Source organism: Campylobacter sp. RM16190 (genome assembly GCF_012978835.1).
Lineage (GTDB): Bacteria > Campylobacterota > Campylobacteria > Campylobacterales > Campylobacteraceae > Campylobacter_A.
In genome coordinates this window covers 1-26,672 of record NZ_LIWS01000001.1, presented here as the reverse complement: position 1 = coordinate 26,672, position 26,672 = coordinate 1, and the positions used below count along the sequence as shown (strand labels likewise).

General features: G+C 35.2%; 19 protein-coding genes. 11 read left to right on the top strand and 8 right to left on the bottom strand.

The window, feature by feature from the left end; genetic code table 11:
* Positions 1 to 4 precede the first annotated feature (4 nt).
* From CDOM16190_RS00095 to CDOM16190_RS00080, 4 genes are read left to right on the top strand one after another with little or no spacing between them, the layout of a single operon-like run.
* Positions 5 to 2,761 (top strand): glycosyltransferase, encoded by a 2,757-nt coding sequence (locus tag CDOM16190_RS00095; protein ID WP_170018356.1) that lies wholly within the window; start codon positions 5 to 7, stop codon positions 2,759 to 2,761.
* Positions 2,761 to 3,792, top strand: a complete 1,032-nt coding sequence (gene gmd, locus CDOM16190_RS00090; protein ID WP_170018355.1) for a GDP-mannose 4,6-dehydratase — start codon at positions 2,761 to 2,763, stop codon at positions 3,790 to 3,792. Before CDOM16190_RS00095 ends, gmd begins: the two co-directional genes overlap by 1 nt.
* Positions 3,782 to 4,654, top strand: a complete 873-nt coding sequence (locus tag CDOM16190_RS00085) for an NAD-dependent epimerase/dehydratase family protein (RefSeq protein WP_170018354.1) — start codon at positions 3,782 to 3,784, stop codon at positions 4,652 to 4,654. Before gmd ends, CDOM16190_RS00085 begins: the two co-directional genes overlap by 11 nt.
* Positions 4,644 to 5,810 (top strand): glycosyltransferase family 4 protein, encoded by a 1,167-nt coding sequence (locus CDOM16190_RS00080; protein WP_170018353.1) that lies wholly within the window; start codon positions 4,644 to 4,646, stop codon positions 5,808 to 5,810. The genes CDOM16190_RS00085 and CDOM16190_RS00080 overlap by 11 nt, the downstream gene beginning before the upstream one ends.
* Here the strand turns inward: CDOM16190_RS00080 and CDOM16190_RS00075 are convergent.
* Genes CDOM16190_RS00075 through CDOM16190_RS00060 form a run of 4 tightly spaced genes read right to left on the bottom strand, consistent with a single transcriptional unit; the run spans position 5,800 to position 11,180 of the window.
* A complete protein-coding gene (locus CDOM16190_RS00075) occupies positions 5,800 to 7,089 on the bottom strand; it encodes a TolC family protein (RefSeq protein WP_170018352.1) in 1,290 nt (429 codons plus the stop codon). The two genes, CDOM16190_RS00080 and CDOM16190_RS00075, sit on opposite strands and share 11 nt — an antisense overlap.
* A complete protein-coding gene (locus CDOM16190_RS00070) occupies positions 7,079 to 8,362 on the bottom strand; it encodes an HlyD family type I secretion periplasmic adaptor subunit (protein ID WP_169975072.1) in 1,284 nt (427 codons plus the stop codon). Before CDOM16190_RS00070 ends, CDOM16190_RS00075 begins: the two co-directional genes overlap by 11 nt.
* Positions 8,359 to 10,089, bottom strand: coding sequence for a type I secretion system permease/ATPase (locus tag CDOM16190_RS00065; protein ID WP_170018351.1), 1,731 nt, complete (start codon positions 10,087 to 10,089; stop codon positions 8,359 to 8,361). The genes CDOM16190_RS00070 and CDOM16190_RS00065 overlap by 4 nt, the downstream gene beginning before the upstream one ends.
* The gene (locus tag CDOM16190_RS00060) at positions 10,086 to 11,180 is read right to left on the bottom strand and encodes a SapC family protein (protein ID WP_170018350.1); all 1,095 of its coding nucleotides are present in this window, start codon (positions 11,178 to 11,180) and stop codon (positions 10,086 to 10,088) included. The genes CDOM16190_RS00065 and CDOM16190_RS00060 overlap by 4 nt, the downstream gene beginning before the upstream one ends.
* 341 nt (positions 11,181 to 11,521) lie before the next feature.
* Here CDOM16190_RS00060 and CDOM16190_RS00055 point away from each other — a divergent pair, with 341 nt between their 5' ends.
* Both CDOM16190_RS00055 and CDOM16190_RS00050 read left to right on the top strand, forming a co-directional pair.
* Entirely contained in the window at positions 11,522 to 15,790 is a 4,269-nt protein-coding gene (locus CDOM16190_RS00055; protein WP_170018349.1) for a DUF4214 domain-containing protein, read from the top strand.
* A 207-nt stretch (positions 15,791 to 15,997) separates the two neighbouring features.
* A complete protein-coding gene (locus tag CDOM16190_RS00050; RefSeq protein WP_170018348.1) occupies positions 15,998 to 16,621 on the top strand; it encodes a hypothetical protein in 624 nt (207 codons plus the stop codon).
* 16 nt (positions 16,622 to 16,637) lie between these two features.
* Here CDOM16190_RS00050 and CDOM16190_RS00045 read toward each other — a convergent pair whose 3' ends face one another.
* Both CDOM16190_RS00045 and radA read right to left on the bottom strand, forming a co-directional pair.
* Complete coding sequence (locus tag CDOM16190_RS00045) at positions 16,638 to 17,588, bottom strand: acyltransferase family protein (RefSeq protein ID WP_170018347.1); 951 nt, start codon at positions 17,586 to 17,588, stop codon at positions 16,638 to 16,640.
* Positions 17,589 to 18,796: 1,208 nt separating this feature from the next.
* The gene (gene radA / locus CDOM16190_RS00040) at positions 18,797 to 20,137 is read right to left on the bottom strand and encodes a DNA repair protein RadA (RefSeq protein WP_170018346.1); all 1,341 of its coding nucleotides are present in this window, start codon (positions 20,135 to 20,137) and stop codon (positions 18,797 to 18,799) included.
* A 210-nt stretch (positions 20,138 to 20,347) separates the two neighbouring features.
* Between radA and brnQ the strand changes: the two genes are divergently transcribed.
* The gene (brnQ, locus tag CDOM16190_RS00035) at positions 20,348 to 21,679 is read left to right on the top strand and encodes a branched-chain amino acid transport system II carrier protein (RefSeq protein ID WP_170018345.1); all 1,332 of its coding nucleotides are present in this window, start codon (positions 20,348 to 20,350) and stop codon (positions 21,677 to 21,679) included.
* Between the two features lie 31 nt (positions 21,680 to 21,710).
* On the opposite strand, the gene ftsY is transcribed toward brnQ, so the two are convergent.
* The gene (gene ftsY / locus CDOM16190_RS00030) at positions 21,711 to 22,580 is read right to left on the bottom strand and encodes a signal recognition particle-docking protein FtsY (protein ID WP_170018344.1); all 870 of its coding nucleotides are present in this window, start codon (positions 22,578 to 22,580) and stop codon (positions 21,711 to 21,713) included.
* Entirely contained in the window at positions 22,580 to 23,215 is a 636-nt protein-coding gene (locus tag CDOM16190_RS00025) for a TlpA family protein disulfide reductase (RefSeq protein WP_170018343.1), read from the bottom strand. The genes ftsY and CDOM16190_RS00025 overlap by 1 nt, the downstream gene beginning before the upstream one ends.
* Positions 23,216 to 23,285: 70 nt before the next feature.
* Between CDOM16190_RS00025 and CDOM16190_RS00020 the strand changes: the two genes are divergently transcribed.
* The 4 genes from CDOM16190_RS00020 to CDOM16190_RS00005 are packed head-to-tail and all read left to right on the top strand — an operon-like array spanning position 23,286 to position 26,573.
* A complete protein-coding gene (locus CDOM16190_RS00020; RefSeq protein ID WP_211437369.1) occupies positions 23,286 to 23,915 on the top strand; it encodes a 5-formyltetrahydrofolate cyclo-ligase in 630 nt (209 codons plus the stop codon).
* Positions 23,836 to 25,389 carry a ribonuclease Y gene (gene rny / locus CDOM16190_RS00015; RefSeq protein WP_169975093.1) on the top strand — a complete coding sequence of 518 codons (1,554 nt, stop codon included), beginning with the start codon at positions 23,836 to 23,838 and terminating at the stop codon, positions 25,387 to 25,389. The genes CDOM16190_RS00020 and rny overlap by 80 nt, the downstream gene beginning before the upstream one ends.
* Positions 25,390 to 25,397: 8 nt before the next feature.
* Positions 25,398 to 25,988 carry a lipid-binding SYLF domain-containing protein gene (locus tag CDOM16190_RS00010; protein WP_170018342.1) on the top strand — a complete coding sequence of 197 codons (591 nt, stop codon included), beginning with the start codon at positions 25,398 to 25,400 and terminating at the stop codon, positions 25,986 to 25,988.
* 9 nt (positions 25,989 to 25,997) lie between these two features.
* A complete protein-coding gene (locus CDOM16190_RS00005) occupies positions 25,998 to 26,573 on the top strand; it encodes a DedA family protein (RefSeq protein WP_170018341.1) in 576 nt (191 codons plus the stop codon).
* The last annotated feature ends 99 nt before the right edge of the window (positions 26,574 to 26,672 follow it).

Below are 26,672 nucleotides of genomic sequence, written 5' to 3'. Positions count from 1 at the left end.
CAATATGAGTTGTGTTTTAATTGACTTAGGATTTAAAGATAGCATTAATCTTGTTAAATTGAAAGATTTCAAAAAAGATGAAATAGAATTTTTGATATGCGCAAATAAAAACATAGATACATTCGGACTTAGAAAATCTCTTGGTGATTTTAAATTTTATATTTTTGAACCAACTCTATATATTAGCAATGAAGACGAGATAGCAAAACTTAAGCATTATTTTTTAAAAAACACGAATTCAAGTTCAATTATTTCATATAAAGAATTTGAAGAGTTCGGTCTTAGGATAAAATCGGACGAAAATATACGTAATAGATCTTTTATAACAACTGGCAAAGATTTAAAATTGGCATTTTTCTCTCCTTTACCGGATGAAAAAACAGGTGTTAGCCTTTATAGCGTTGAGCTTTTAAAAGAGCTTTGCAAGTATTATGATATAACTGTTATAGTGGAAAAATTAGACAATGTAAATGATGATATAAAAAAACTTTACAATGTTCGCGATGTGAACTATTTTCTTACAAATTCAAATTTATTTGATAGGATTGTCTATCAAATGGGCGGCTCGCATTATCACTTGTATATGTATGAAATTTTGAAAAAATTCGAAGGCGTTGTTGTTTTTCATGACTTTTACATGTCTCAACTTGTGTATACTGGTGATACTCATTATCTTTCAATTTTTTTTGATGAGCTTTATGATTCTCACGGATATGCCGCTTTTTCATTTTTTAAGAAATATGGCATGGGTCAAACCGTACTTAAATATCCGGTAAATCGTTCGCTTATAAATCACTCTCTTGGAGTTATAGTTCATTCAAATGAACCAAAAAGAATATTTGATCTACTTTACGGAACGGATAATAATATTTTTGAAAATATCCCGCTTCTTAGACAAGCAGCCGAAATTTTACCTAAAGACGTTTGCAAAAAAGAGTTAAATTTGCCTAAAGACAAATTTATCATTTGCACATTTGGATATATCGGAACTACCAAGCTGACATTTGAAGTTGTAAAAGGATTCAAAAAGACAACTTTACTGGCTGAAGATAGAGCAGTTCTCGTACTGGCTGGAGCATCTACAAATGATGAGTACATGGATTTGATCAAAGATTATATAAAGGAGCACGGGCTCCATGATAAAATTATAATTACAGGCTGGTTGGATGATATCTTATATAAAAAGTATCTAAATGTTTGCGATATTGCCATCCAACTTAGAAAAGATTCAAGAGGGGAGAGCTCTGCTGCTGTTTTAGACTGCTTTAACTATTCTTTGCCTGCGATCGTCAACAAGCATGGATCTATGAGAGACTTGCCTGAAGAAAGTGTATATTTTATAGAAGATGAATTTACTCCTTATAATATTTCAAATGCAATAGATAAAATTTATATAGATAAAAATTTAAGAGATACACTTTCCGGGAATGCAAAAAAATATCTTGATAAATTTCATAATCCCGAAATTTGTGCTGAAAAGTATAGTAATTTTATAGAAAAGTCTTATTCCAAAAAGCCTCTTTTGAAAAATATTATTAGTGATTTTAAAAATTCAAATAGTGATTTAACTATGCTTTCCAAGGCCATATCATCTATCAAATTGCCGCTTCATAGACAAAATACTATTTTTGTAGATATTACGGAAATTTATGTCAATGATATTAAAACAGGCATTCAAAGAGTAGTTCGCGCACAGCTTTTAATGTTACTAAACATTGTCAAATTCGATTACAAGGTAGAGCCTGTTTATTATGACGATACTCGCTCAACTTATTTTTGTGCCAGGGATTTTATGAGAGGTTTTTACAGTATGCATGAGTGGTCCAGAGCAAATGAAATTCCTGATATGCATCATGGAGATATTTTTTATGGGCTTGATTATATGCCGATCGGAGTTGTAAATGCCTATAAAAAAGATATTTATAGAAAAATGCGAGCAAAAGGCGTAAAGGTATTTTTTGTGATTTATGACATTATACCGATTCTTTACCCTCAATTTGTTCCGCCTGTTTCTCCCAGAAATCATGATCGATGGGCAAAGTCTGTGATAGATTCAGCAGATGGTCTTGTTTGTATTTCTGATTCTGTAGTCAAAGATGTAAAAAAATATATATTAGATAATAGTTTAAGAATGCCTTCTATTATTAAAAGTATGAAGCTTGGATGTGATATCAAATCATCTTTGCCTGTCTTGGGACTTGATAATAAATCAAAAGAAATTCTAAACAAGATATTATCAAAGCCTACATTTTTGATGGTGGGTACGCTTGAACCAAGAAAGGGTCATGATGCTACCATAGCTGCTTTTGATGTGCTTTGGCAAAGAGGGTATGATATTAATTTAGTAATTGTCGGGAAAGTCGGTTGGATGGTAGATGAGCTATGCGAAGTTATAGGAAAGCATGATGAAAAAGATAAGAGATTGATTTATCTAAATTTTGTAAGTGATGAGATGCTTGAAGAAATTTATAAAAGCTCAAGCTGCTTAATAGCTGCGAGCAGAGCAGAGGGTTTTGGCTTGCCACTTGTTGAAGCGGCTATTCATAAAATTCCGATTATAGCAAGAGAGCTTGAAGTCTTTAAAGAGGTTTCAAATGACTCTGCTACATTTTTTGCCAGTGACGAGCAGCTGCCTGCTGTGATAGCTAAATGGCTGGATGACTTTAAGGAGTCAAAACATATCAAATCAGATAAGATTGAGCTTGTTTCGTGGCAAGAGAGCTCAATACAAGCGTATAAAATTTTAACAGGAGATTTTTAATGAAAAAAGCCTTAATAACAGGAGTTACAGGACAAGATGGTGCATATCTTGCAAAATACTTATTAGAACTCGGATACTTGGTATACGGCACATGTAGAAGAACGGCAAGTCTGAATTTATGGAGACTTGAAGAGCTTGGTGTGCTTGAAAATAAAAATTTAAAAATTGTTGAGATGGATCTAACTGATGCGTTTAATATTATAAGCGTAGTTTCAGAAATTCGTCCTCATGAAATTTACAATTTGGCCGCTCAAAGCTTTGTAGGAGTAAGCTTTAAAGAGCCTTTTCATACGGCAAATGTAACCGCTCTTGGAGTATTAAATTTGCTTGAAGCCATAAGAATAGTAGATAAAGATATTAAATTTTACCAAGCAAGCACATCTGAGATGTTTGGTTTGGTTCAAGAGGTTCCGCAAAGAGAGAGTACTCCGTTTTATCCGCGTTCTCCTTATGGGGTTGCCAAACTTTACGGACATTTTATAACGGTAAATTATAGGGAAAGCTACGGTATATTTGGAAGCAGTGGAATTTTATTTAACCACGAAAGCCCTCTTAGAGGACTTGAATTTGTAACAAGAAAGATTACAAACACTGCCGCTAAAATAGCGTTAAAAAAGGCTAATGTATTAGAGCTTGGAAATCTTGATGCCAAGCGCGACTGGGGATATGCTTATGAATATGTTCAAGGAATGTATAAAATTTTACAGCATCATACGCCTGATACTTTTGTGCTTGCAACAGGCAAGACTACTACTGTAAGGGACTTTGTATCGCTTGCATTTAAAGCGCTTGACATAGAGCTTAAATTTGAAGGCGAGGGCGAGAGTGAAGTTGGGCTTGACAAGAGTGGCAACGTGCTGGTAAGAGTAAGCCCTGAATTTTATAGACCTGCTGAAGTTGATCTTCTAATAGGCGATGCAACAAAGGCTAAAAATGAGCTTGGATGGGAGGCGCAAACTTCACTTGAAGAGCTTTGCAAAATGATGGTAAAAGCGGATATTAAAAAGATCGAGAGTGGTTTTGAGTTCTAAAGTTTTTATTACGGGAGCCGATGGTTTTACAGGTTTTTATTTATCACACTATCTGGAAAAATCAGGATATGAAGTCATTAAAGCCTCGATAAAAAAACAAAAAGAAGGTTTTGTGTATTGTGATATATGTAATAAAGAGAGCATAAAGATAGCTCTTAATCATATAAATCCTGAATTTGTTATACATCTTGCTGCAATATCCTTTGCTCCAAGTGATCCTGACCTTATAGATAAAGTGAATGTTGGCGGAAGCGAGAATTTGCTTGAGTGTTTAGAGATGCTTGAAAAAAAACCAAAAAGAGTGATCTTAGCAAGTTCTGCTTCTGTTTATGGGGCGCAAAATAGTGAAATTTTAGCCGAAAATTTAGAGCCAAATCCAATCTCTTCTTATGCAAAGAGTAAATTTAAAATGGAGCAAACGGCTCTAAAAAGTAGCCTTGATATCATTATCACCCGTCCATTTAACTATACGGGAGCAGGGCAAGCTATAAGCTTTTTAATACCAAAGATAGCATCTCATTTTAAAGAAAAAAGAGATGCTATCGAACTAGGAAATTTAACTCCCAAGCGTGAGTATAATAGCGTTTTGGATGTGGTTAAAATTTATGAAAAACTGCTTCATGCAAAAAGCAAGCATAAAATTTTTAATATAGGCTCGGGCTTTGGATATAGCGTTGGTGATATTGTAGAACTTATGAAAAAAATTTCAGGACATGATATTGAAATTTTACAAACTTCAAAATTTATTAGAAATGATGAGCCTGAAATTTTATTAGCCGATATCTCAAGATTAAAAGAACTTAAGATAGATCTTTGTAGAAGCGATATAAAAGAAATTTTAAAGTGGATGTATGAAAACTAAAATTTTAGTTGATGCAAAACCTCTACTTTCTTCTCTAACCGGAATTGGAAGATATACTTATGAGATATTACAAGCCCTTGACAAATGTAAATTTGATCCATATTTTAACTATGGATTTATCTCACAAGAAATAATTTTGCCAAAGAAGCAAAATAAGCTAACCGCAAAAGATCTATTTAGAAAAAAAACTATAGACTTTTTAAAGAAGATTTTTACTTTTTTTCCTGTTTGTCTTAAGACTAGAGCGAGGCTTATTTTAAAAAAGATAAATGAATATAAATTAAGAAAGTATAAATTTGATATCTATTTTCAGCCAAATTTTATACCTATTGATGTTAATGCAAATTTTGTAATAGTAACAATTCACGATCTTGCTTTTATTAAATATAAAGAGTTTCACCCAAAAGATCGAATTGAATTTTTTAATAAGCTATTTATACAAAATATCGTAAAAGCCAATAAAGTTATCACTGTCTCAAATTTTATTAAACAAGAGATAATTGATGCTCTTAAAATTAAGAGCGAAGATATAGAAGTGATCTATAATGGATATGATGAAAAAGTATTTTATAAAAGAGATGAAGCCTTTAAAGCAAGTTTGATGAATGAGTTAAATCTAAAAAAAGAGTTTATTTTATTTGTAGGCTCTATCGAACCCAGAAAGAATTTAAAAACGCTTATCAAGGCCTATAATCTTTTGGATGAAAATTTACAAGACAAGTTTGATTTGGTGATAGTAGGCGCAAAAGGTTGGGAGAATTCGGATATTCATTCTTTAATAAAGCAAAATAAAAATATCAAATTCTTAGGCTATATAAGTGATAAAAATCTGGCTACACTTTATAGCTCTGCAACTGTTTTTGTATATCCTTCCATTTACGAGGGTTTTGGTATCCCTCCGCTTGAAGCGATGGCTTGTGGATGTCCTGTAATTTTATCAGATATTGAGGTTTTTAGAGAGATTTATAAAGACAATGTAATATTTTTTGATGCTATAAATGAAAACGATTTAAAAGAGAAACTTTTTAGCCTATTGTCAGATATTGACTTAAGAGAGAAGCTATCAAAAAGCGGACTTTGTTACTGTAAGAATTTCTCTTGGACAAAATCCGCTAAAGAGCATTCCGATCTATTTTTAAGACTCGCTACTCAATAAAAGCTTTTTCTAGATAGTTCATACTCTCTTGGTTGATATTGTTAATCAAGCTTTCTAGCTCTAAGTATGACAATACCACTTTGTAAGCTGTAGTTATCACATCATTTCTTATTTTGTGAACTCTGGTTTTTGCATCAAGAAGATCGACTATGCTTCTTAATCCTTCTTTATATCCACGTTCGATTGAAAGTTCGTATATTTTTGCATTCTCCAGAGACTGAACTATGATTTCATACTCTTGTACATAGTTTTGTAAATCCACTATTGACTGTTTTTGAGATATGCCTATACTTTTTTTAACATCGTTTTGTCTTGCGGCACTTGCTTGTCTAAGCAGCATTCCCTCTTCTATTCTAAAGCTTGTGTGCCAACTTGTGAATATAGGTAGATTAAGCCTTATCATAGTCTCAACTCTACGATCTTTATCGGTAAAAGCTCTATCATCCGTATAGTTATCTTTAGAATAACTTACAGAAAAATCAATCGTAGGTAAGTGTTCGCTCTTTCTTTTGGAGTGTTCTTTCTCTGCTATTTTTGTCATAAGCTCACTTTGCTTATAGTGGATATTTAGATCTGTATCGTTATATTTTCTTAGATCGATAGCCTTAAAGAAATTTATATTTAAATTTTCAAAATAATTTTTTACTTCTATATCTTGACCAACGAGTCTAAAAAGTGAAATTTTAGCTATCTCTATTTCTCTATTTGCCTTGCTTACGCCCATTATAGACTCATCATATCTGACTTTTGACTCCAGCATATCCATCTTGTTTGTAAGACCTAAAGATAAAGATTTGTTCATCTGGTCGTATCTAGCCTTGTTTGCATTATTATAACTTTGAGCCAATTTTAAATTTTCGCTTGCGTATACAAGCTCAAAATATGCTTTGGCTACTTTTTTTGCGAGCTCTTGTTTGTTTAGTTCTAAATCAAGTCTGCTCTGCTCTTTTCTAAGCTCTTCTTGAGCCTTTTGATAGTATAAAGAAGGTTGGAAAATTTGCTGTCTCAGTGTTACGCCATAGCTTCTAATACTCTCATTAACTCTTTTGTTGCGTCTATCATATTTATCTCCGCGATAACTGATATTTCCTGTGATAGTAGGGAATAGTTGTGATTTTGATTGACTGTATCTCTCTACGCTCGCAAGACTATTATACATATAGTATTTGTGCTCATCGTCGTTTTGCAAAGCCATCTCGTAAGCCTCGGATAGATTTATGCCTTTGGCCAAAACAAATAAAGGTAACCCAAATAGTAAAATGAAATTTTTAATCTTCATTAAAAGCCCTTTCAAACATATTTGTAAAAGGATTTAAAATATAGCTTAGCACGGTTCTATCTCCTGTTCTTACCATGACTTCAGCTGGCATTCCCGGTAGTAAAAAGAATTTATTTCTCTCAAGTTCTTTTATGCCGTCTTCCGTAAGCTCTATTTTTATCTCATAAAATTGATGTCCGTTATTATCTTGCAGGCTATCTGCCGAGACATAAGTTACTTTGCCCTCTACTACGTGAGCTTGCTGTAGTTCAAACGCACTAAATCTCACATCCGCAATCAAGCCTATATGAACCTTATCCACATCGGTTAAATTCATCTTAGCATCTACTACATATTCACTACTATTAGGCACTATGCTCATTATAACCTCGCCCGGTCTTATTACACCGCCTACAGTATGAGCTATCATTCCCACTATAGTTCCATCCACTGGTGCTTTTACCATAGTTCTATCAAGTTGATCGTTTAATGCTATGTATTTTGACTTTGTGTCATTTATCATTCTTTTTGTGTCTTCAAGCCTTTTTAGTACTTCTTCCTTGAAGGTTCTTTCTCTTAAAATAATTTGAGATTTTGTCTCTGTTATTTGTACTTCAAGTCTAGCTATATCGGCTACGCTTGATGCTATTTCGCCATCTACCGCTATCTTTTCGCGCTGAGAGTCTCTAAGTCTTATTTTGTCGCTAAGCTGTTCTTTGTATAACCTATCCCACTCTTTTATCTCTTCATCCAGTGATGCTGATTTTTGTTTTCTTGACTCTATTATAGCTTTTAGACTTTCTATTTGCTTTTGAAGCTGGGTGATTCTCTGATTTAGGATCTCTTTTTCGTCATTAAGTAATTTTTTTTGTTCTTTAAATATGCTTATTTGACCATTTGCAGCCTCTTCGAAACCCTTGATATTTCTTAGTTCGTCTTTGAAATTTATTTGTTCAAGATCGTCTCTTTGAGCTAAAAGTCTAGCCTCTATAACGCTATTTTGTAAAAATTCGCTCTGAGCCATCTCGAGTTCTGCCTGAAGTCTTGCGTTTTTTATCTCCAGCACTATATCGCCCGCTTTTACCTTGTCTCCATCTTTAACTAAAATTTTATCTATTACTCCGCCCTCTAAGTGTTGAACAACCTTTTTGTCATTTACTACGCTTACTTTTCCTACGGCGACGGCAGCATTTTTAAGAGGAGCTATTGCCGCCCATCCGCCAAAAACTCCGACTAATAAAAATATTGCAAAAAGCCCGAATCTAATAGTTCCTTTTTCGTTAGATAGTATCATTCGTTCTCCTCTATGGCTTTTTGTGCTGCTTGCTGCCCTGCAACCTTGGCTTGAGTTTTAGTAAGTTCGGCTAAGACGGCATCTCTTGCGCCAAAATACGCTAGTCTTCCATTGGCTAAAACGGCTATCTTATCAACTATACCAAGTATATTTAACTTGTGTGTTATAAGTATTATCGTGGCTTGACCTTTAATATTTAAAAGAGCTTGCTGTAACGCTCTTTCTCCTGCCTCGTCAAGACTCGCGTTTGGTTCATCGAGAACTATTATCTTAGGGGATTTGTAAAATGCCCTTGCTAGTGCGATCCTTTGTCTTTGCCCACCGCTTAAACTAGACCCTCCCGCTCCAAGCTTGGTGTCATATCCCTCAGGTAAATTTAGTATCATTTCGTGAACATTTGCTAGTTTAGCCGCTTTTACTATCTCTTCTGAGTCAAGCTCTCCAAATCTTGATATATTTTCTGCCACCGTTCCTTCAAAAAGCTCTATATCTTGTGGCAGGTATCCCACAAACCGCCCCAGATGATCGCTATCGTAGTGATTTATGTCGGCTCCATCTATCCTAACTATTCCCTTAAATAAGGGCCATACTCCTAAAACAGCCCTTGCTAAAGAGCTTTTGCCGGCTGCGCTTGGACCTATGATTGCACACATATCTCCGGCATTTAATCCGAAAGTTACGTCCATTAGTGATAAATTTTTAGAATTTGGAGGTAATACAGATATGCTTTGACACTCTATTTTTCCGATAGGATCGGGAAGCTTGGTTCTAGTGTCTTCCTCTGGAAATTCTGATAAAAATCTATCAAGTCTTTCATAACTCTCTTTAGCTCCTTTGTAGTTTCTCCAGCTTGCTATAAGTATATCAAGTGGAGCCAAGGCTCTACCCATGATGATTGAACCCGCTATCATCATTCCGGGAGTTAGTTCCATTTTAACAACCAGATAAGCGCCCAGACCGAGCATTAAGGATTGGAACGTAATACGGGCTGTCTTGCTTATATTAGAGTAAATTCCAGCCATAGAGCTTGCATCTGAATGAGAGCTTAGAAATTCGTTATGTTTGCTTTCCCATATTTTTTTTAGATTTCCATTCATTCCCATGGCTTGTATGGTTTCTGAATTTCTTAAGTTAAGATCTACAAGTCTCATCTCTTTTCTATAGCTATCATTTGAGTTTTTAAGACCGTCTTTAGTGGCTTTTTCATTTAAAAGCGCGAGTATAAAAAGACAAATAGCGGCAAATACGCTAAACCATCCATACATAGGATGAAACATAAAAAGTATTGCGATATATATCGGCATCCAAGGTGCATCTAAGAATGCAAAAACTCCGTTGCCACTTAGATATTGCTTTATCGTATTTATATCGCTCATCGCTTGAGATGTGGTTTTAGATGGGTTTTTGGACGCTAATTTAAATATTGCATCATATACTCTGCCAGATAAATTTTGGTCTATTTGATTTGCAAATACTACAAGTATTCTAGATCTTAGTATCTCAAATAAACCCATCATTACAAATAAAAATACTACTATGAGAGTAAGCATAGTGAGAGTATCAAGGCTCCTTGATGTTACTACTCTTCCGTATAGTTGAAGCATATAAAGAGGAGATGTGAGCATCAAGAGGTTTATAAACATACTAAAAACACCTGCGTATATCAGGCATTTTTTTGATTTTTTAAGTATATTTTTTAATTCGTTTTCTTTTTTTTCTATGCTCATTTTTCAAGTATCCTTGAGGCTAGGGTTTGAAAATTCGAAAGACTACTTAAGTGAATATTTATAAGATCCATATATCCGTTTCTTACAAACATAGCCAAAGTTTTATCATCAAGCTCGTTTAGCTTGCTTCTGCTTACTACTGAAAATCCCTTTATCAACACATAGTTTTCATCGGCTACTTTTAAATTCAGTTCTTTGTTTATTAAAATTCCTGATTTTTTTAACTCTTCCATCATTAGCTGAGTTCTCTTGAAATCAGAATCATAGTTTTTTAGAGCCACTATGACTTTATCTAAAAATTCACTTTTATTCTCATCATCTCCAAAAAGTCTCTCTCCCTTATCGTTTTCTGATAAGTGATCCGAGTCCATATCTACGCATAGAACTCTTTTTCCGTCCGCATTTCCTAATAAAAAAGGATAGTTTTTTAAACTGGCAGGTATGTAGCCGCTAAATTCATCATCTATTATTACATTTTCAGTTTGACCTAGAAGCACTACCATTGTAGGCACAACATCATTTGTAAATACTATACAAAAATTCTCCGCGCACTTTTTCATCTCCGAAACAGTTATTTTAGCTATCGTAGTATTCGGTATTTTTCCTCCTGTATATCTTAAGTTTTTATGTGTCTCTGAGTTTAAAGCCACTATATTCATGTTTTTCCTTTTTTTTATATTGTTTATGCTATGTTTTTTTTCTATACTTATATTTTTACTGCTTTTTACAAATATAATTCCTCCATTTTGTTCTATAAATTTAGCTATATCATCTTTTTCATTATCTCCTACCGATGTTACTACGTATCTGTCTATCTTGCCATTTTTATCTTTATTTTCTCTATTCTTATTTCTTTCTCTTGTAAATGAACTATTAAGTATCTGCATAAATTTTGCTATATCTTCACTATGAATATAGAGCATAATATTACTTTTTCCTATATAATATCCGTAAATATCTACATTTTGACGCTCGGCTATTTCAAAAAGTTTATTTTTGTATATATTCGCTTCATAATTGTTTTTACAAAAATCCCCGTTTTGCTTTATCAAGACTCTTCCGCCGCTTATATCCCTAGGTTTTCTACCCATTACTTATATATCCTTTTGGTCTGTAAAATCAAATCTAATATATTGAAACTGCAATTTTAATACTTTATACTTAAAGTTATATTAATAAGTGCCAGACTAATTAAAAAAATATAATAAATTTTTGATACTTTCTATTGAATTTACGCTACTTTTAATCAAAAATTAAACTATTTTGTAAGTTTTTATGTTATAATAGCTTCTTAAGTATTTGTAAAAGTACTATCGATAGTAGGTAGCACAGAGAGCAAATCTAGTAGGCTCATCTGCGATTACCTTATCTCGGTTGGTTCTACTAGAGGTGGGCTTTGCAACTACCAAATTTTATTTTATAAGGAGTCCTTATGGCTTTAACACAAACACAGGTTTCTCAACTTTACGTTACTCTATTTGGTAGAGTTTCAGAGGGTGCTGGAAATAAATACTGGCAAAGTGCTGCTTCAGACTTAGTTGCTGGTGCTGATGCAATGCTAGCTACGGCTGCTGCTCAAGAGTATTTTGGGTCTGCTATGACAAGTAATGAAGCTTTTATTAAGCATATCTACAAAAACACTCTAAATAAGTCATCGGTAGAAGATCCTGCAGGTATTAAATTCTGGGTTGATGCACTAAATAACGGCAACTCACGCGGTCTAGTGGTTTCTGAGCTTATCAAAGCTGCTGTAAATCCTGCTAACGCAGGCGCTGCTCAAAATTACTTTAATAACAAAGTGGCTTTATCCGACTACACTGCAAACACAGTTGAAGGCGCAGGCTTAACGGTAGCGGATCTTGATCCATTTGTTAATGCATTAAAACTTATCACATCAGATGCAAGTAGCATTGAAGCTGGTAAAGTCTATGTAGATACTCTAGCTGGAACAAGTAGTAATACAGGCACAAATTGGATGTCTACTCCAGTTAATCCAGGTGCCAAAGCGGATCTTACTGTAAATACAGACAAATTAACAGCTAACGTATTTAACGCTGAAATGGCATTTAATCCTGGCGGTACAGACAGAATGCTTACTCTTCAGAGTGATGATGTTTTAAATGGTGATGCAAGTAGAGCCGACAATACTCTTAATGTTACATTTGGCGACGTAAATGCCGACGAAGGTGATCCTACTACAAGAACACCTGAGCTTAATAATATCCAAAATATTAACTTGCAAGTAACAGGCAATATCAATACCCTTGATCTACGCTATGCAAACGATGTAGAAAAAGTTAATATCTCCAAGATTACCGAAGAAGCTGCAAATACGGTTACAGTAAAAACTATAGGTCAAAAACTTGATGGTATGAGATTAGCAAATTCCGCTAAAGAGAACGTTGCGGTAAGTATTGAGCATAAAAAAGGCGTTTTAGCGGGCACTGAAGATAAGTCTACACTTTTCCTTGAAGACGTATTAGCTCAATCTCTTCAAATCACAGGCGCTATGGGGGGAACACCACCAGCACCAGTTGGGCAACCTGAGGGTTATGAGCTATTAGATCTAGTATCTAACAAAGACGTTGAGATAGGCACGATTGATGCCCACCAGCTACAAGAACTTACTATAAGAGGAGCGGGAAGCCTTCAGATAGCGGATACCGAGATAGCTACTTCTGTTAATCCAGAGTTTTTACAAATCAACGCAGGTGGTATATCTACAACAGGAACAAACGGTTTCACTAAACTTGACGCTTCTGGTTTTGCGGGTAAGTTAACTCTTGATATCACAAACATTGCAGTAAACGCAAATGATCCGAGCAATTCGGGCAAACCTCTATGGACAAATATAATAGGTGGAGGCTTAGGCGATACGTTCTATGTCAGAAGCGGTGTCGCTACAAGAGTTGCTATAGACGGTGGTGTCGGTGCAGATAAACTTGTAGTAGTAGGCGGAGCTATTGGAGATCTTGATGCCGAAACTTCTAAAGATGTATCTGGAACTATCAAAAATATCGAAACTCTAGAATTAAGAGATCAAGCAGGTATCGGAGTAATAGATTTAGACAGATTTGATGCTACGCTAAATAAAATAGTTGTTCGTGATGAAAATGCCGACACTACAGCTTCTACAATCAATATTGTGGACGTATCGGCAGATTTTCTTAAAAATGGTAAGTTTGTGATAGAGCATTCTATTACAGATGTTCTTGGAACTGTCAATGAAATAACTTTAGATGTAGAGCTAAAAGACGCTTCTGGCAAAGATGATTCTGTGGCTATTGAAGTAGTCAATGCAAACAACACTCAAACAACATTCGAATATACTCTGGATATTGATGGCAAAAATGCTGCCGGAGTAGTGGACGCAGGCAGAGTAGAGAACGTCTCTATAGCTGATAACGATACAGAAAGTAATACGGTATGGTTAACTAAAGCAAATGAGCATACAGGCACATTGACATTAACAGGTGGCGTAAAAGATCAATACTACACAGTGGGAAGTACTATAGTTTCTAAAGTTATTGATGCAAGTGCTCAAAAAAGCGACCTTAGACTAACAGTTCAAGATCAAATCGATGCTTTTGGTAAAAGAATAGGTCAGGATATAAAACTTGGCTCCGGTAACGATGTTCTTACTTTTGCTCAAGTAGATGGTTTTGAGAACAACGACTCCGTATCTGATGCTGGTGGTAATGATAAAGTTAGAGCTATATTCTCTAAAGACAATACGCTAAATTTAAAAGGTATTGAGGAGCTTTATGTAGCTGCAACTGATAATGTAAATCTTGATATAGCTAAAGCTGAAGTTGGTAAAGTAATAATTATGTCTGATAGAGGTGTAGATGGACCTGTTTTAGCTGACTCAAATAACCTTGGTGTTGATGGTCTATCCGAGATGGCTGCTGGCCCTGGAGTTATTAATGCGAATATTATCACATTTAAAAATTCTAAATTAACAGAGCTTAATTTCTTTGGCGATGTTGATAATGATGATAGCACTGCGGCAGCGCAACTCGTAGATGAGGATAGTGCTGCTACTCAAGTTTTCAATGGAGTAACCCTTGACAATAACTCTGTAGCAGACCTAGCTGTTAATATCAACTCGCAGCTTGATACAGTTAATACGGGTGCGACTGCTTATTCGGTAGGTAAGCTTAATATTCATGGTGTTAAAAATCTCTCTATCAACGTTAGTGACGAGATTAAAACTGCAACTACGACTACAACTACAACTATTGCGAATATCTATGGTAAAAATTTAAATACTATAGTAGCGACTGCTAAAGGAAACTTAAATATAGGAGTAGTTACTGCTGATTCTACAAATAGAGGTATATCTACTGTTGATACTACAAAAGTTGGCGGAGATTTTACAGCTCATGTTCTAGGACTTGGAGATGGTGCAGAGGTAAAACTTGGCGATGGAAACAACAACTTTAATGCGCTTGGTTCAGCAGGCAAGCTTATCAAAATATCAGCCGGCAAAGGTAATGATATTATCACAGGCTCTGCTCAGTCAGACTATATTATGGCCGGTGACGGATACAACACAATTTGGGCGGATAGAGGCGACAACGTAGTTACTGTTGGCAACGGTTTTGACAATGTCTATGCTAAGGATGGTAACGACACTGTTGATCTTGGCGATGGCGTTGATTTATATAAAGATAACTTTGGTACAAGTATCAATGCTATAAATGCAACCAACACTATAACAAAAACAAACGGTATGGCTAGCGTTCAAATTGATTATGATGGTAGTTTAGTCGGCGATCTTACTACTAAGACAACAACTGCTGTTGCTATGGCTCAAGGAGCTGACGTTAACCAAGTTTTAGTTGTGGGCGAGGGTTCATCTCTTAAAGCTCAATGGCTTGGCGGTCTATTACAAGGTAATGCTACGCTTTTAGATGGCGCATTTGCTATGAATTTTAATGCTGGCACGGGTACTATTAATGCCCTTGCTGCTACAGAAAATGGCGATGCCTCAAATAACTTTTGGATTAACCTTAGCGGAGTTGCTACGACAGTAAATGGCGGTGACGGCAATGACGTGGTTATATCGCTATTTAATGCCGCTTCTGCTGCTCTTACATTTAATGGAGGAAATGGTAACGATGCCGCTGTAGGAACTGACAAAGGCGATACATTCACAGGTGGAGCCGGTGCAGATAAATTTGCTACAAATTGGGCAGCAGATAAAGATGGTAAAATAGTAGATGATGCTGTTGCCGATACCATAAAGATCGCCGACGGGGATTCAGTGGCCGATGCTCATGACGTTGTTTATGGATTTACTGCGGCAAATGATATACTCGATCTTGAATCCGGCCATGCCGCACTTGCTGGTGCCGAAATTGTTACCAATAAAGCTGTTTCAGGATATGGAAAAATAGCTAAGTATACTTCAATCGCTGCCAATAAAGTAACTTTTGAAGATGCAAATGGCGTTGCTTTAACTATCAGCAGTGAGACATTGGATGATGCTTTAAAATTACTTGCTACTGAATTTAATAATACAAGTAAAGCGGTATTCTTCGAATATGATCATGACAACAATAATCTTACTGGAAATGATAAATCCACATTTGTATTCCAAGACGGTGCTCAAGATACGGTAGTTGAGTTGGTCGGTACTACAGGTATTACAGCTCTTGGCGCTGCTGCTGGTGCTACTATAATTGCTATCAATTAATCCTTATAATCGGGGATTATAAAAGGTCTCTTTAGTGAGACCTTTTATTTGGCTAATTAGTTAGCCGTAGGACTCAAAACATACGATAGTTTTACGTAAGCCTCTTTCTTCTAGAAAGGGGCTTTTTAAATTTCATTCATTTTATACTGTGATAAATTATAATTTTGGAACTATTTTTGCTTTTTTCTTTAAAGTTAAGGAGATAAAATGCAAATAGACGATATCTACACTCGAAAGATAGCTCTTGGTAAAGCTTATACAAAAAAATATGACGAAATTTTCTCAAATTATTTGAATACTATAAATTCCATACAAAGTCTAGTTAAAACAGAACAAGTCGCCGATAAGCCAGCCGCTAAAATCTTTTGGAATAAAGAACAGGCTAAACAAAGTTCAAACGATACGATTGCCAAACGAAGTCCAATCAGCATACAAGCCGCAGCTGATAAATTTTACAAGGAGTTTAAAGCTATAAATCATCTCTACGAAACTGAAAAATACAAGTTGGATATACAAGAGGAACCGAATATTCACACTATGACATCAACTGTAAATTACAAACAAAAAATTATGTTTGACGATATGAACGAACAAATTTCAACTAGATATGAAAAGTTAAACAAAGAGCTTAAAAGCGGCAAATATAATTTTTTTGAAAAAGCTGAATTAAAGAAACAATTTAAAGAATTTGAAGCAAATTTAAAAGAAAAAACTTACGAAGAGTTAAGGCAATTTAGAATCATGTACTATGAAGCGCTAATGAAAAAAGACAATAAGACGATAGATAATCTAGAAAATAGCCTACTTTCAAATTTACTTTCTAAGAGCTAAATAATCGAATGTAAATTTAGTCAGATTGTTTAAACCTTATCTTGTTTATTCTGCTTTCTATTAGATAGTAATTAATTAGTCCAAATGTTACTGAACTAATCGTAATAAGGGCTAAATTTTGCTCTTCAAAAAAGTATTTACTAAACCATATAAACAGAAAATGACAGATAAATAGCGAGTATGATAACGAGCCAAGAAGCTCGTTAAATTTGATCTTTATCCTGAATTTCTCATGAGTTAGTGTAAGCAAAACTCCTAAAAGATATCCTGATATTATCTCTATACTAAATATCCCAAATTCGCCATTATAAAATAGATAGCATAAAAATAATGCCATAACTATGTAAAACCCCACTAGCTTCTTATAATCTTTAATGTATATCAAAAATCCAGTATAAAATATAAAAAATACTCCGCATACTGTTCTGTAGCCGTATATATCTGAGTCTATGAAATTTAAATTTGCTAGCATAAATACTATAAGTGAAATTACCGCTAGAAAAAGCCCGAATTTTCTAAATTTAATTGCCAGCATAAGCAAACAATACGCCTGAAGCTCAGCACCTAGTGACCAAGCTGGTGGGATAAGGAAATTTAGCCCTATTGGCGCATCGATAACGGAGACATCCAGCCAAAAAAAGTAGTTTAAAGGCATAATGAGTGCATTTAGAAGTATTTTTTTTGCACTAAAATGCGGTTGCAAATAAGACGTTATCCAAAAAAATAGCATCGTAAGTATTAGTGCGAAAAAAAACGTGGGATAAATGCGCAAAAATCTATCTTTGACAAAGTAGCTTATTTGTGCGTTTTGTGGTGCGATTTTGATAAAGACCTTTGATGTAACAAGCCCCGCTAGGATGTAGAATATAACAACAGCAAAGACACCGATATTTTTACCAGCCAGCTCGATACCCAAGTGCGATAGTAGCACTAAATACGCTAAAATAAATCTAATATAACCAAACATTTTATTCCTATTTTTTGATCGCTTATTGCGTCTTTTGTGACGAAATTAGATACGATTTTATAGTGTGTTGCTTTGCTATTTTACCATTTTTCGGCTTGAGTCTGTGTCTTATCGTGTTTAGGTTTAAAATTTACGCATAATTTTGCAAAATTTCAGCGATTTGCATATTTTTATTAAAGTTTAAAACACCGCTAAATTGAAATATCTCAAAAATTTGTTATATTTTATATTTAACTTCAATTATAAATTTGTAGTAGCCCTAGCCAAAAAACAATAAATTTAAAATCTCCAAATTTAACACTAATGCCTAAATTTTTATAAAATCGCATCCAAAATGCCAATTCACTTTTGTTGCGTATTATCGATTATTTTAAGAACTTTCCGAGATATATTTACAGTGATTTTATCTATATTGCATGCTTCTAGCGTGAGCTTTTGCGTATGACCGGCTAGTGCAAAAGCAGAGATGTTTTTTTGTCTGATTGAGGTTTTTAATTTAGCTTTTTTATGCTTTTAATAATATTTTAGGAATATGAAGTCTTAGTGTGTAAAATTTGCGAATCAACTGAAGTGGCGATAAATTTGACAAAGTTTACATGTCTTCGATAGTCCTAGCTAAATTCATTCTTTTTTACTTTGCTACCGCTAAACAAGGCATTTTTCGATGTAGGGTTAATCGAGTAAAAATTGAGCAGTCAAAATTGAAAGCATATCAAATTTGAGTAAGGAGTAAAATTTGCGACAGATTAAAATTTGATAAGTAGGCAGATTTACCAAAAACTATATAAAATAAAAACTTTGCCTCTATTAAAATACTTCATTGATATTTCTTGACAAAAAATACTAATCTGAATCGCTATATCCGTAAAACACTAAAGATATACTACAAATTTAAGAAGCTATTAACATAGATTGTTGCTTTAGGACATTATCGTCTTTTATACAATGTTTAGTTGCATTTTTTGGAATCTAAAATATCATAATCAACACTATATTTTAAAAGAGCCAAAACTTTGATATTAAATTTAAACGGTAAAGAGTCAATAAAAATATCTAGCCAAATTCCTGCATCATCAGTCACTAAAATCAAAGTTGATTCGATTTTGCAAAATTACTACTTAATTTTAATAGGCAAGTAATTTGTGCTAGTCATATATATTAAAACTTCGAGCCGAATTTATCCACTGATCCAAACTTTATAAAAATAATCACATCCACTCTAAAACTTGAGTGATATCGCTTGTAATAAAGCACTTAAGCCCTTGACTATCAAGCGGTTTTGAAGGGATGATAGCATTTTTAAATTTCTGTGTTTTGGCTTCTTTAAGGCGCTGATCGAGGTTAAAAACTTCTCTTATCTCACCATTTAGGCTAAGCTCACCTATAAATACACTCTCTTTACTGATTGGACGATTTTTAAAGCTGCTTATGATAGCTGCCATTACGGCTAAATCAGCCGCCGTTTCGCTAACTTTTACTCCGCCTGAAACGTTTATAAACACATCATAGTGTCCAAGCGGAATTTCTAGCTTGCGTTCAAGAAGCGCCAGCAGCATATCAAGGCGGTTTTTCTCGTATCCCGTACTGCTTCGTTTCGGATAACTGCTTTCGCAAACCAAAGCTTGAATTTCAACGCTTAAAGCGCGCGAGCCTTCCATTATGATAGTGATCGCAGAGCCGCTAACCGCCTTACCACGTGTAAAAAATTTGCTTGAGACGTCATTTGCGCTTACGAGTCCTTGAGGAGTCATCTCAAAAATTCCAACTTCACTAGTCGAGCCGAAGCGATTTTTAAACCCTCTTAGCATCCTAAGTTCGCGGCTTGCATCACCTTCAAAATAAAGCACCACATCCACCATGTGTTCAAGTATCCTAGGCCCTGCGATAGAGCCGTCTTTGGTAATGTGTCCGATGATAAAAACGCAGATATTTTCGTTTTTGGCTAGGCGCATAAGCTCAAAAGTTATCTCGCGCACTTGCGATACTGAGCCAGGAGCTGAAGCTATCTTTTCAGAATAAAGCGTCTGGATGGAGTCGATAACAAGTACTTTATAATCATTTTTTCTAACTTCAGCCATGATGTTTTCAAGTAAAATTTCAGTGAGTAGAAAAAGTCCGTCTTGCACTGCATTTAGCCTATCGGCTCTGATTTTGATCTGGCTTGCGCTCTCTTCACCGCTTACATAAAGGGTTTTTTTGTCTTGCGAGGCTAAATTTGAGGCTATTTTTAAAAGTAGGGTTGATTTGCCTATGCCAGGGCTTCCACCAATTAGCACGAGTGAACCCTCCACAATCCCTCCGCCAAGCACCAGATCAAGCTCTTTATCCTGAGTGCTAATGCGTGAAATTTGCTCGATCTTTATATCTTTTATCTCTTTTGCGAGAGTTTGCGGGCTTGAAGCTTTTGAGATCTCGTTTAGTACTTTTATCTGAGTCTGGTTAAGCTCCATGAAGCTATCCCAAGAGCCGCATTCCGGGCACTTGCCTACCCATTTACTTTGTTGATTGCCACACGCTTGACATTCAAAAATAGTTTTTGCTTTCGCCATTTTTATCCTTTTTGAAATTATACTTAAGATTTATAAAATTTACTATTGCTTTAAATGGCGTATAAATTTGATCTAAATATCAATAAATTAGCTATTTGAATTTCAAAATGAAACATAAATTAAAATTTTTTAAGAAATATCAATATAATAAATAATTTTTAAACTTAATAAAAATATAATTCATGATTAAAAGTTTTAATGGAGTGTCTTATGAAACCTGGTTTAAGTAAAAAACAGTTTATGACTATATCTTTAACACTCTTTGCTATGTTTTTTGGAGCGGGAAATTTTATCTTTCCTCCAAATTTAGGCAAAGAGGCTGGAGATAATTTTTATATGGCTATTATGTTCTTTTGTGCTACAGCCGTATTGCTTCCAGTACTTGGAGTAGCAGGCATAGCTAGAGCTAAGGGCTTGCAAAATTTAGTTAGGCGAATAGATCCTGTATTTGCCTTTGTATTTACTGCACTTTTATATCTTACGATAGGACCGCTTTTTGCGATACCAAGGGCTGCAAATATGCCGTTTGATATCGCTATCAAGCCTTTTGTGCCTGATGACAGCTTACAAATTTGGCTATTTGTATATTCGGCAGTATATTTTGCTTTAAATTACTATATCTGTCTTAATCCTTCGGCTCTTGTAAAGCTTCTTGGTAGATATCTTACCCCGCTTCTTTTACTGCTTATACTTTTGCTTTTTGGGGCGGGATTTTTATATCCGATAGGCGAATTTACCGCTCCTATGGGAGATTATGTAAATCACTCGGCATCAAAAGGGTTTGTCGAGGGCTATCAGACTATGGATGCTCTTGCGTCCTTGGCTTTTGGAATTATAGTTATAAATGCCATTAAGGATGTAGGCGTAAAAAACGAGAGGCATCTAGTTGTATCTACGATAAAAGCCGGTATGATGGCGGGAATAATATTAATGGTGATATATTTGATGCTTGGTTACTTGGGAGCTACATCAGGAGAGCTTTTTAAGGATACTCCGGATATCAACGGAGCCGCTTTGCTCTCTAAAATAAGTGATCACTATTTCGGTAAAATCGGTGTCGTAATACTAGGAAGCGCATTTTTGCTAGCTTGTCTTACAACTACTTTAGGGCTTATAACTTCTGCTAGCGAGTATTTTGAGGAGCTAAGTAAAGGCAAGGTAAAATATAAAACTTGGGTAATTTTATGGTGTTTAATCGGCTTTGCGGTGGCAAATTTCGGGCTTACTACTATTATAAAAGGAAGCATCCCTGTGCTTGTCGCGATATATCCTGTATCGATAATTTTAATAATTTTATCTCTAATAAATCCGATAATAGACTCAAGCAAGCTAGTATATAGAGCTTGTGTGTACACATGTGTAATTATCGGAGTTGTAAATGGGCTTGATATTATAAATATATCTATACCTCTTTTGACTCCTTTTGTTAAGACTATGCCATTTTATGACTCTATGCTTGGTTGGATAGTGCCTAGCTTGGTAGTGTTTGCGCTTAGTTATATATCATATTTGATGTTTCATAAGAGAGAGGGAAGCTACTAAGAGTAAATTCGGCGACATTTTTCGCCGAATTTTAACTATAAATTTCATCCACTAAAGTATCTACAAATTCCTTAGGTTCAAATTTTATCAGATCATCCATCTTTTCGCCTACGCCTATAAATAAAATAGGAAGCTCTAAGTCTCTCGCCACACCAAATAAAGCACCTCCTTTTGGGGTGCCATCAAGCTTGGTAATAATAACCCCGTCAAGCTTAACTATATCGTTAAATGCTTTTGCTTGGGCTAAACCGGCATTGCCTTGAGTTCCGTCCAAGATCAAAATTTTGCGGTGTGGTGCATTTTCATAGGCTTTTTGGCTTATTCTTACGATCTTGCTAAGCTCATTTGCTAAATTTGTTTGATTTTGCAAGCGTCCGGCGGTATCTAGGATGACATTATCTATGTTTTTAGCTATCGCGGAGCTTATCGTATCAAAGGCTACCGCCGATGGATCATGCCCTTGCTGTGTGGCGACTATAGGCACATTTAGGCGAATTGACCACTGTCTAAGCTGCTCTATGGCTCCAGCTCTAAATGTATCACAGGCACCCAAAATAACGCTTTTATTTGAATTTTTATATAAATTTGCAAGCTTTGCTATCGTGGTTGTCTTGCCTGCTCCGTTTACGCCAAGAATAATTTCTACGAATGGCTTATCTTGTTTGATTTGAGCCACATTTTCATATATAAAATATGTGTTTAAAATTCTTTTTAAATCATCTTTTTTTACTTCGTCTTGAGGTGGCAGATAGTATAAAATTTCCTCTACTATCTCATAATCCACATCCGCTTCTAGTAAAATTTCTTCAAGTGCGTTTTTTGATATTTTTTTATCGGCTGGCTTAGATGATCTTATGGCTTCTAATGTCTTGTCAAGACCTCTTTTTAAAAATCCAAACATCAGTTTATTACCTTTAATATATCGTTTTCTAGCATCTCTTCCGGAACCAAGCCAACATAGTGAGTCGCGTATGTACCATCGGCTTTATATAAAACCATATAAGGTATGCCGATAACTCCGCCAAGAGATTTTGCAAAGTTAAAATTATTTTCGCCGTATGTTACGTCAAATTTGATTTTGTATCTATTTATAAAAGCCTCTATTTCCTCTTTTGTCTTATCTTCCATAAGGACGCTTATGATTTTTAGTTTGCCTCTAAATTTATCCTGAAGGTTGTTTAGATGAGGGATTTCCGCCTTGCAAGGAGGACACCATGTGGCAAAAAAGTTAAACAAAATCGCCTGATCGTTGTTTTCTACTTTAAAGCCTTTTTCAAATTTTTGAAGCTGTAATTTTTGCTCGTTTGTAAGCGTAAGCTCTATATAATCATTATTTATAGTATCTTTTTGTGTTTCTGCTTGCTTGGCTTCTTTAGCTTTTGTATCGTTTTTATTGCTTTCTGTTGTATTGGTAACTATGGTTATGTTATTTTCAGTTTTAGCAGAGGTAGATGATGGTGTGCTTTTTTTCTCACCGTTTTCGCATCCGCTTATAAAAAATAGTAAAAGTGCTATAATTGAGAGTTTAAATTTCATATAATTCCTATCTTAAAGTCTTAGATTTGGGTTGAATTATATCTTAAGTATATAAAATGAGTGTTAAATTTTGAAAAAAGAAAATTTTAGAAAACATATTAAAAATAGGCTTAAAACCGAGCTAAAATTTAGGGCCAGATGCTCGCATTACGGTATGTTTAAGCCGCTTTTAAAACTTCTTGAAAAATTTAATGCAAAAAGAGTATTAATCTTTAGTCCTCTTCCTAGCGAACCGAATTTGAATATTTTAAAGCGCACTTTAGTTAAGAAATGTGAAATTTTTATTCCATTTATGTCAAATCTCAACTTAAAAATGGTAAAATCAAGACTTCCGTTAATGTGTTCTAAATTTGGCATAAAAGAGCCACTTGGCGCCAAATTTTTCCAAAAACGGATAGACGTAGCTATTATTCCTGTCGTTGGGGTTGACGGAAATATGGCTAGAATAGGACACGGTAAAGGTTTTTATGATAGATTTTTTTGCAATTTGCCTTACCGACCTATTGTGATATTTGTTCAGATTAAAGATACTTTTATACATGAAATTATCACTGAAGATCACGATGTTCAATGTGATTTTTATATTACCCCAAGAAAAATTTATATAAAAAGAGGAATCTATGATAGAGATTTTAGTAGGATTGGGGGCTGGTGCGGTAGGCGCTGGCGCAGGGTATCTTGTAGCAAAAAAGATAAATGACGCTAACTACAATATATTTTTAGAGCAGGCAAAAGCAAAAGCAAAAGCGATAGAATACGAAGCTGAGCTTACGCTTAAAAATTCTAAAATTTCAGTCCAAGAGGCTGAATTTGAAGCTAAAAAGAAGTATGACGATAAGACGGTAAAACTTCAAAAAGATTATGTCCAAAAATTTGACGAACTTACCAAAAGAGAGCAGGCTCTTTTAAATGAACAAGAAATTTTAAAAGAGAGCAAGAGCGAGCTTGATATATCTAAGCTGGAGGCTAAAAATTTATACGAAGAGGGCTTAAGCCTAAAGAATAACTATCAGGTAAAACTACAAGAGGCGCTAAAGGTGCTAGAACATGCAGCAGGACTTACTGAGGCTGAGGCCAGGGAAGAGGTGCTAAAGAAAGTCGAGGAAAAGAGCCGCGCAGATATCGCTCATATAGTTAGAAAGCATGAAGAAGAAGCCAAAAGAGAGGCTAAAAAGAGAGTTAATTATATCCTTGCGCAGGCTACATCGAGGTTTGCCGGAGAATTTGCAGCCGAGCGTTTAATAAACGTAGTAAATATTAAAAATGACGAACTAAAGGGTAGAATCATCGGAAAAGAAGGGCGTAATATAAAAACCCTTGAGATGGTTTTGGGCGTAGATATCATTATAGACGACACTCCGCATGCGATAATCTTAAGCAGTTTTAATTTGTATCGCCGTGCGATTGCCACTAGAGTCATAGAGCTTTTGGTTGAGGATGGCAGAATCCAGCCGGCAAGGATAGAGGATATCCATAAAAAAGTTACCGAGGAATTTGAGGCTAGCATCTTAGAAGAAGGTGAAAATATCGTAATTGATCTAGGACTTAGCAAGATGCATCCCGAGATTGTTAAACTTATAGGAAAGCTTAAATTTAGAGCAAGCTACGGACAAAACGCTTTAGCTCACAGTCTTGAGGTGGCTCACCTTGCAGGAATTATCGCCGCTGAAACAGGTGGAGATGAGAAACTCGCAAAAAGAGCCGGAATACTTCACGATATCGGCAAAGCGCTGACACATGAATATGAGGGAAGTCACGTAGATCTTGGCGCTGAAATTTGCAAACGCTATAAAGAGCATCCGGTCGTAATAAACGCCATATATGCTCACCATGGGCACGAAGAGGCTACAAGTGTAGAGAGTGCTGCTGTGTGTGCGGCCGATACTCTGTCGGCAGCTCGTCCTGGCGCTAGACGCGAAGTACTTGAGAGCTTTTTAAAACGCGTTGAAGAGATAGAGGAGATAGCAAAGAGTAAAAACGGTATAAAGCAAGCTTATGCCATAAATGCGGGTCGCGAGATACGCGTCATAGCCAATGCTAAGCTGATAAACGATGATGAAGCGGTGCTTGTGGCTAAAGAGATAGCTCAAGAGATCGAAGAGAAAGTACAATATCCTGGCGAGATAAAAGTAAATGTTATTAGAGAGATTCGCGCTGTAGATTTCGCGAAGTAGGTCATATGATGAAAAAAATTTTAATGTTGATTTTTGGAATTTCATTATTGTTTTCTAATGATGAGCTTGTGTTTGACGCTTCTAATTCATTTACTCTAACAATGCGTAAAAATCATAGAGCACCTATTAATGCGTTAATGCAAAATGCAAAAGCCGTGGTTATCTTCCCTAAAGTTACTAAAGTCGGATTGATTTTGGGGGGCATGCATGGCAATGGTATTATGGTTGTGGGAAGCCCATATAGTCCTAGTGAAATTTGGCCTGTTAGTATAGGTGGCGGAAGTGTAGGGCTTCAAATAGGCTATGAAAATAGCTCGCTTGTGATTTTTATACTAAAAGAGAGTATTGTTTCTGATATTAAAGATGCCAAGATAACTTTAAAAGCCGATGCTTCATTTGCATTTGGGGAGATAGGTCAAAACTACGGTAAAATTAGTGATTTTAAATTTTCAAGCAGTATATATGCTTATGCCAGTAATGATGGATTTTTCGCTGGAGCTAGCTTTGGCGGTGCCGTGATATCAAAAAGCGATACAAATGAACTTAATAAAAATTCATACGGCTACTCTTCACTACTAAATTCTTTCTCTAAATTCTAAGGATAAAATTTGCAAGAAATGTTTACATCGCTATCCACATATGGATATGCAATTTTATTTTTATACTCTCTTGGCGGAGGAATGGTGGCTATAATAGCGGCAGGAATTTTAAGCTATGCCGGCAAGATGGATTTGACCACAAGCATTATTGTCGCATCCATAGCAAATGCTTTGGGCGATACAATGCTCATATATTTAAGCAGATATAACAAGCATATGATAATGCCTTATCTTAAAAATCATAAGCGAAAGATGGCATTTTCGCACATACTTATGAAAAAATATGGAGATAGGATAATTTTTATTCAGAAATTTATATATGGTGTGAAAACCTTAGTTCCTATCGCTATAGGCCTTACAAAATACTCATTTGTTAAATTTAGCATTTTAAATGTAATAAGTTCTATTGCATGGGCTGTTATTCTTGGCGTAGGAAGCTTTTATATGGGAGAAATTTTTACAAATGCCATTTCTTACTTTAGCTCTCATGGATGGATCATGCCTATAGTAATGTTTACTCTATTTGCTTCTATTTGGATGTATCTACAAAAAGTTACAAAAAAAAGAGATATTAGACAAAAATAGTATTTTGATTAAAATTTTATACGCTTAGACTAATTTTTAGCTTAGTTTAAGCGTCATTTCTATATACTTCAATTTCCGCTTCACAGAAAGCAAGTTTTT

Excerpts from the sequence above, each read along its gene's own strand:
- CDOM16190_RS00050 (WP_170018348.1), top strand. The coding sequence starts at position 15,998 with ATGCAAATAGACGATATCTACACTCGAAAGATAGCTCTTGGTAAAGCT.
- radA (WP_170018346.1), bottom strand. The coding sequence starts at position 20,137 with ATGGCGAAAGCAAAAACTATTTTTGAATGTCAAGCGTGTGGCAATCAA.
- CDOM16190_RS00045 (WP_170018347.1), bottom strand. The coding sequence starts at position 17,588 with ATGTTTGGTTATATTAGATTTATTTTAGCGTATTTAGTGCTACTATCG.
- gmd (WP_170018355.1), top strand. The coding sequence starts at position 2,761 with ATGAAAAAAGCCTTAATAACAGGAGTTACAGGACAAGATGGTGCATAT.
- CDOM16190_RS00075 (WP_170018352.1), bottom strand. The coding sequence starts at position 7,089 with ATGAAGATTAAAAATTTCATTTTACTATTTGGGTTACCTTTATTTGTT.
- rny (WP_169975093.1), top strand. The coding sequence starts at position 23,836 with ATGATAGAGATTTTAGTAGGATTGGGGGCTGGTGCGGTAGGCGCTGGC.
- CDOM16190_RS00080 (WP_170018353.1), top strand. The coding sequence starts at position 4,644 with ATGAAAACTAAAATTTTAGTTGATGCAAAACCTCTACTTTCTTCTCTA.
- CDOM16190_RS00070 (WP_169975072.1), bottom strand. The coding sequence starts at position 8,362 with ATGATACTATCTAACGAAAAAGGAACTATTAGATTCGGGCTTTTTGCA.
- CDOM16190_RS00065 (WP_170018351.1), bottom strand. The coding sequence starts at position 10,089 with ATGAGCATAGAAAAAAAAGAAAACGAATTAAAAAATATACTTAAAAAA.
- CDOM16190_RS00095 (WP_170018356.1), top strand. The coding sequence starts at position 5 with ATGAGTTGTGTTTTAATTGACTTAGGATTTAAAGATAGCATTAATCTT.
- brnQ (WP_170018345.1), top strand. The coding sequence starts at position 20,348 with ATGAAACCTGGTTTAAGTAAAAAACAGTTTATGACTATATCTTTAACA.
- CDOM16190_RS00055 (WP_170018349.1), top strand. The coding sequence starts at position 11,522 with ATGGCTTTAACACAAACACAGGTTTCTCAACTTTACGTTACTCTATTT.
- ftsY (WP_170018344.1), bottom strand. The coding sequence starts at position 22,580 with ATGTTTGGATTTTTAAAAAGAGGTCTTGACAAGACATTAGAAGCCATA.
- CDOM16190_RS00060 (WP_170018350.1), bottom strand. The coding sequence starts at position 11,180 with ATGGGTAGAAAACCTAGGGATATAAGCGGCGGAAGAGTCTTGATAAAG.
- CDOM16190_RS00025 (WP_170018343.1), bottom strand. The coding sequence starts at position 23,215 with ATGAAATTTAAACTCTCAATTATAGCACTTTTACTATTTTTTATAAGC.
- CDOM16190_RS00010 (WP_170018342.1), top strand. The coding sequence starts at position 25,398 with ATGAAAAAAATTTTAATGTTGATTTTTGGAATTTCATTATTGTTTTCT.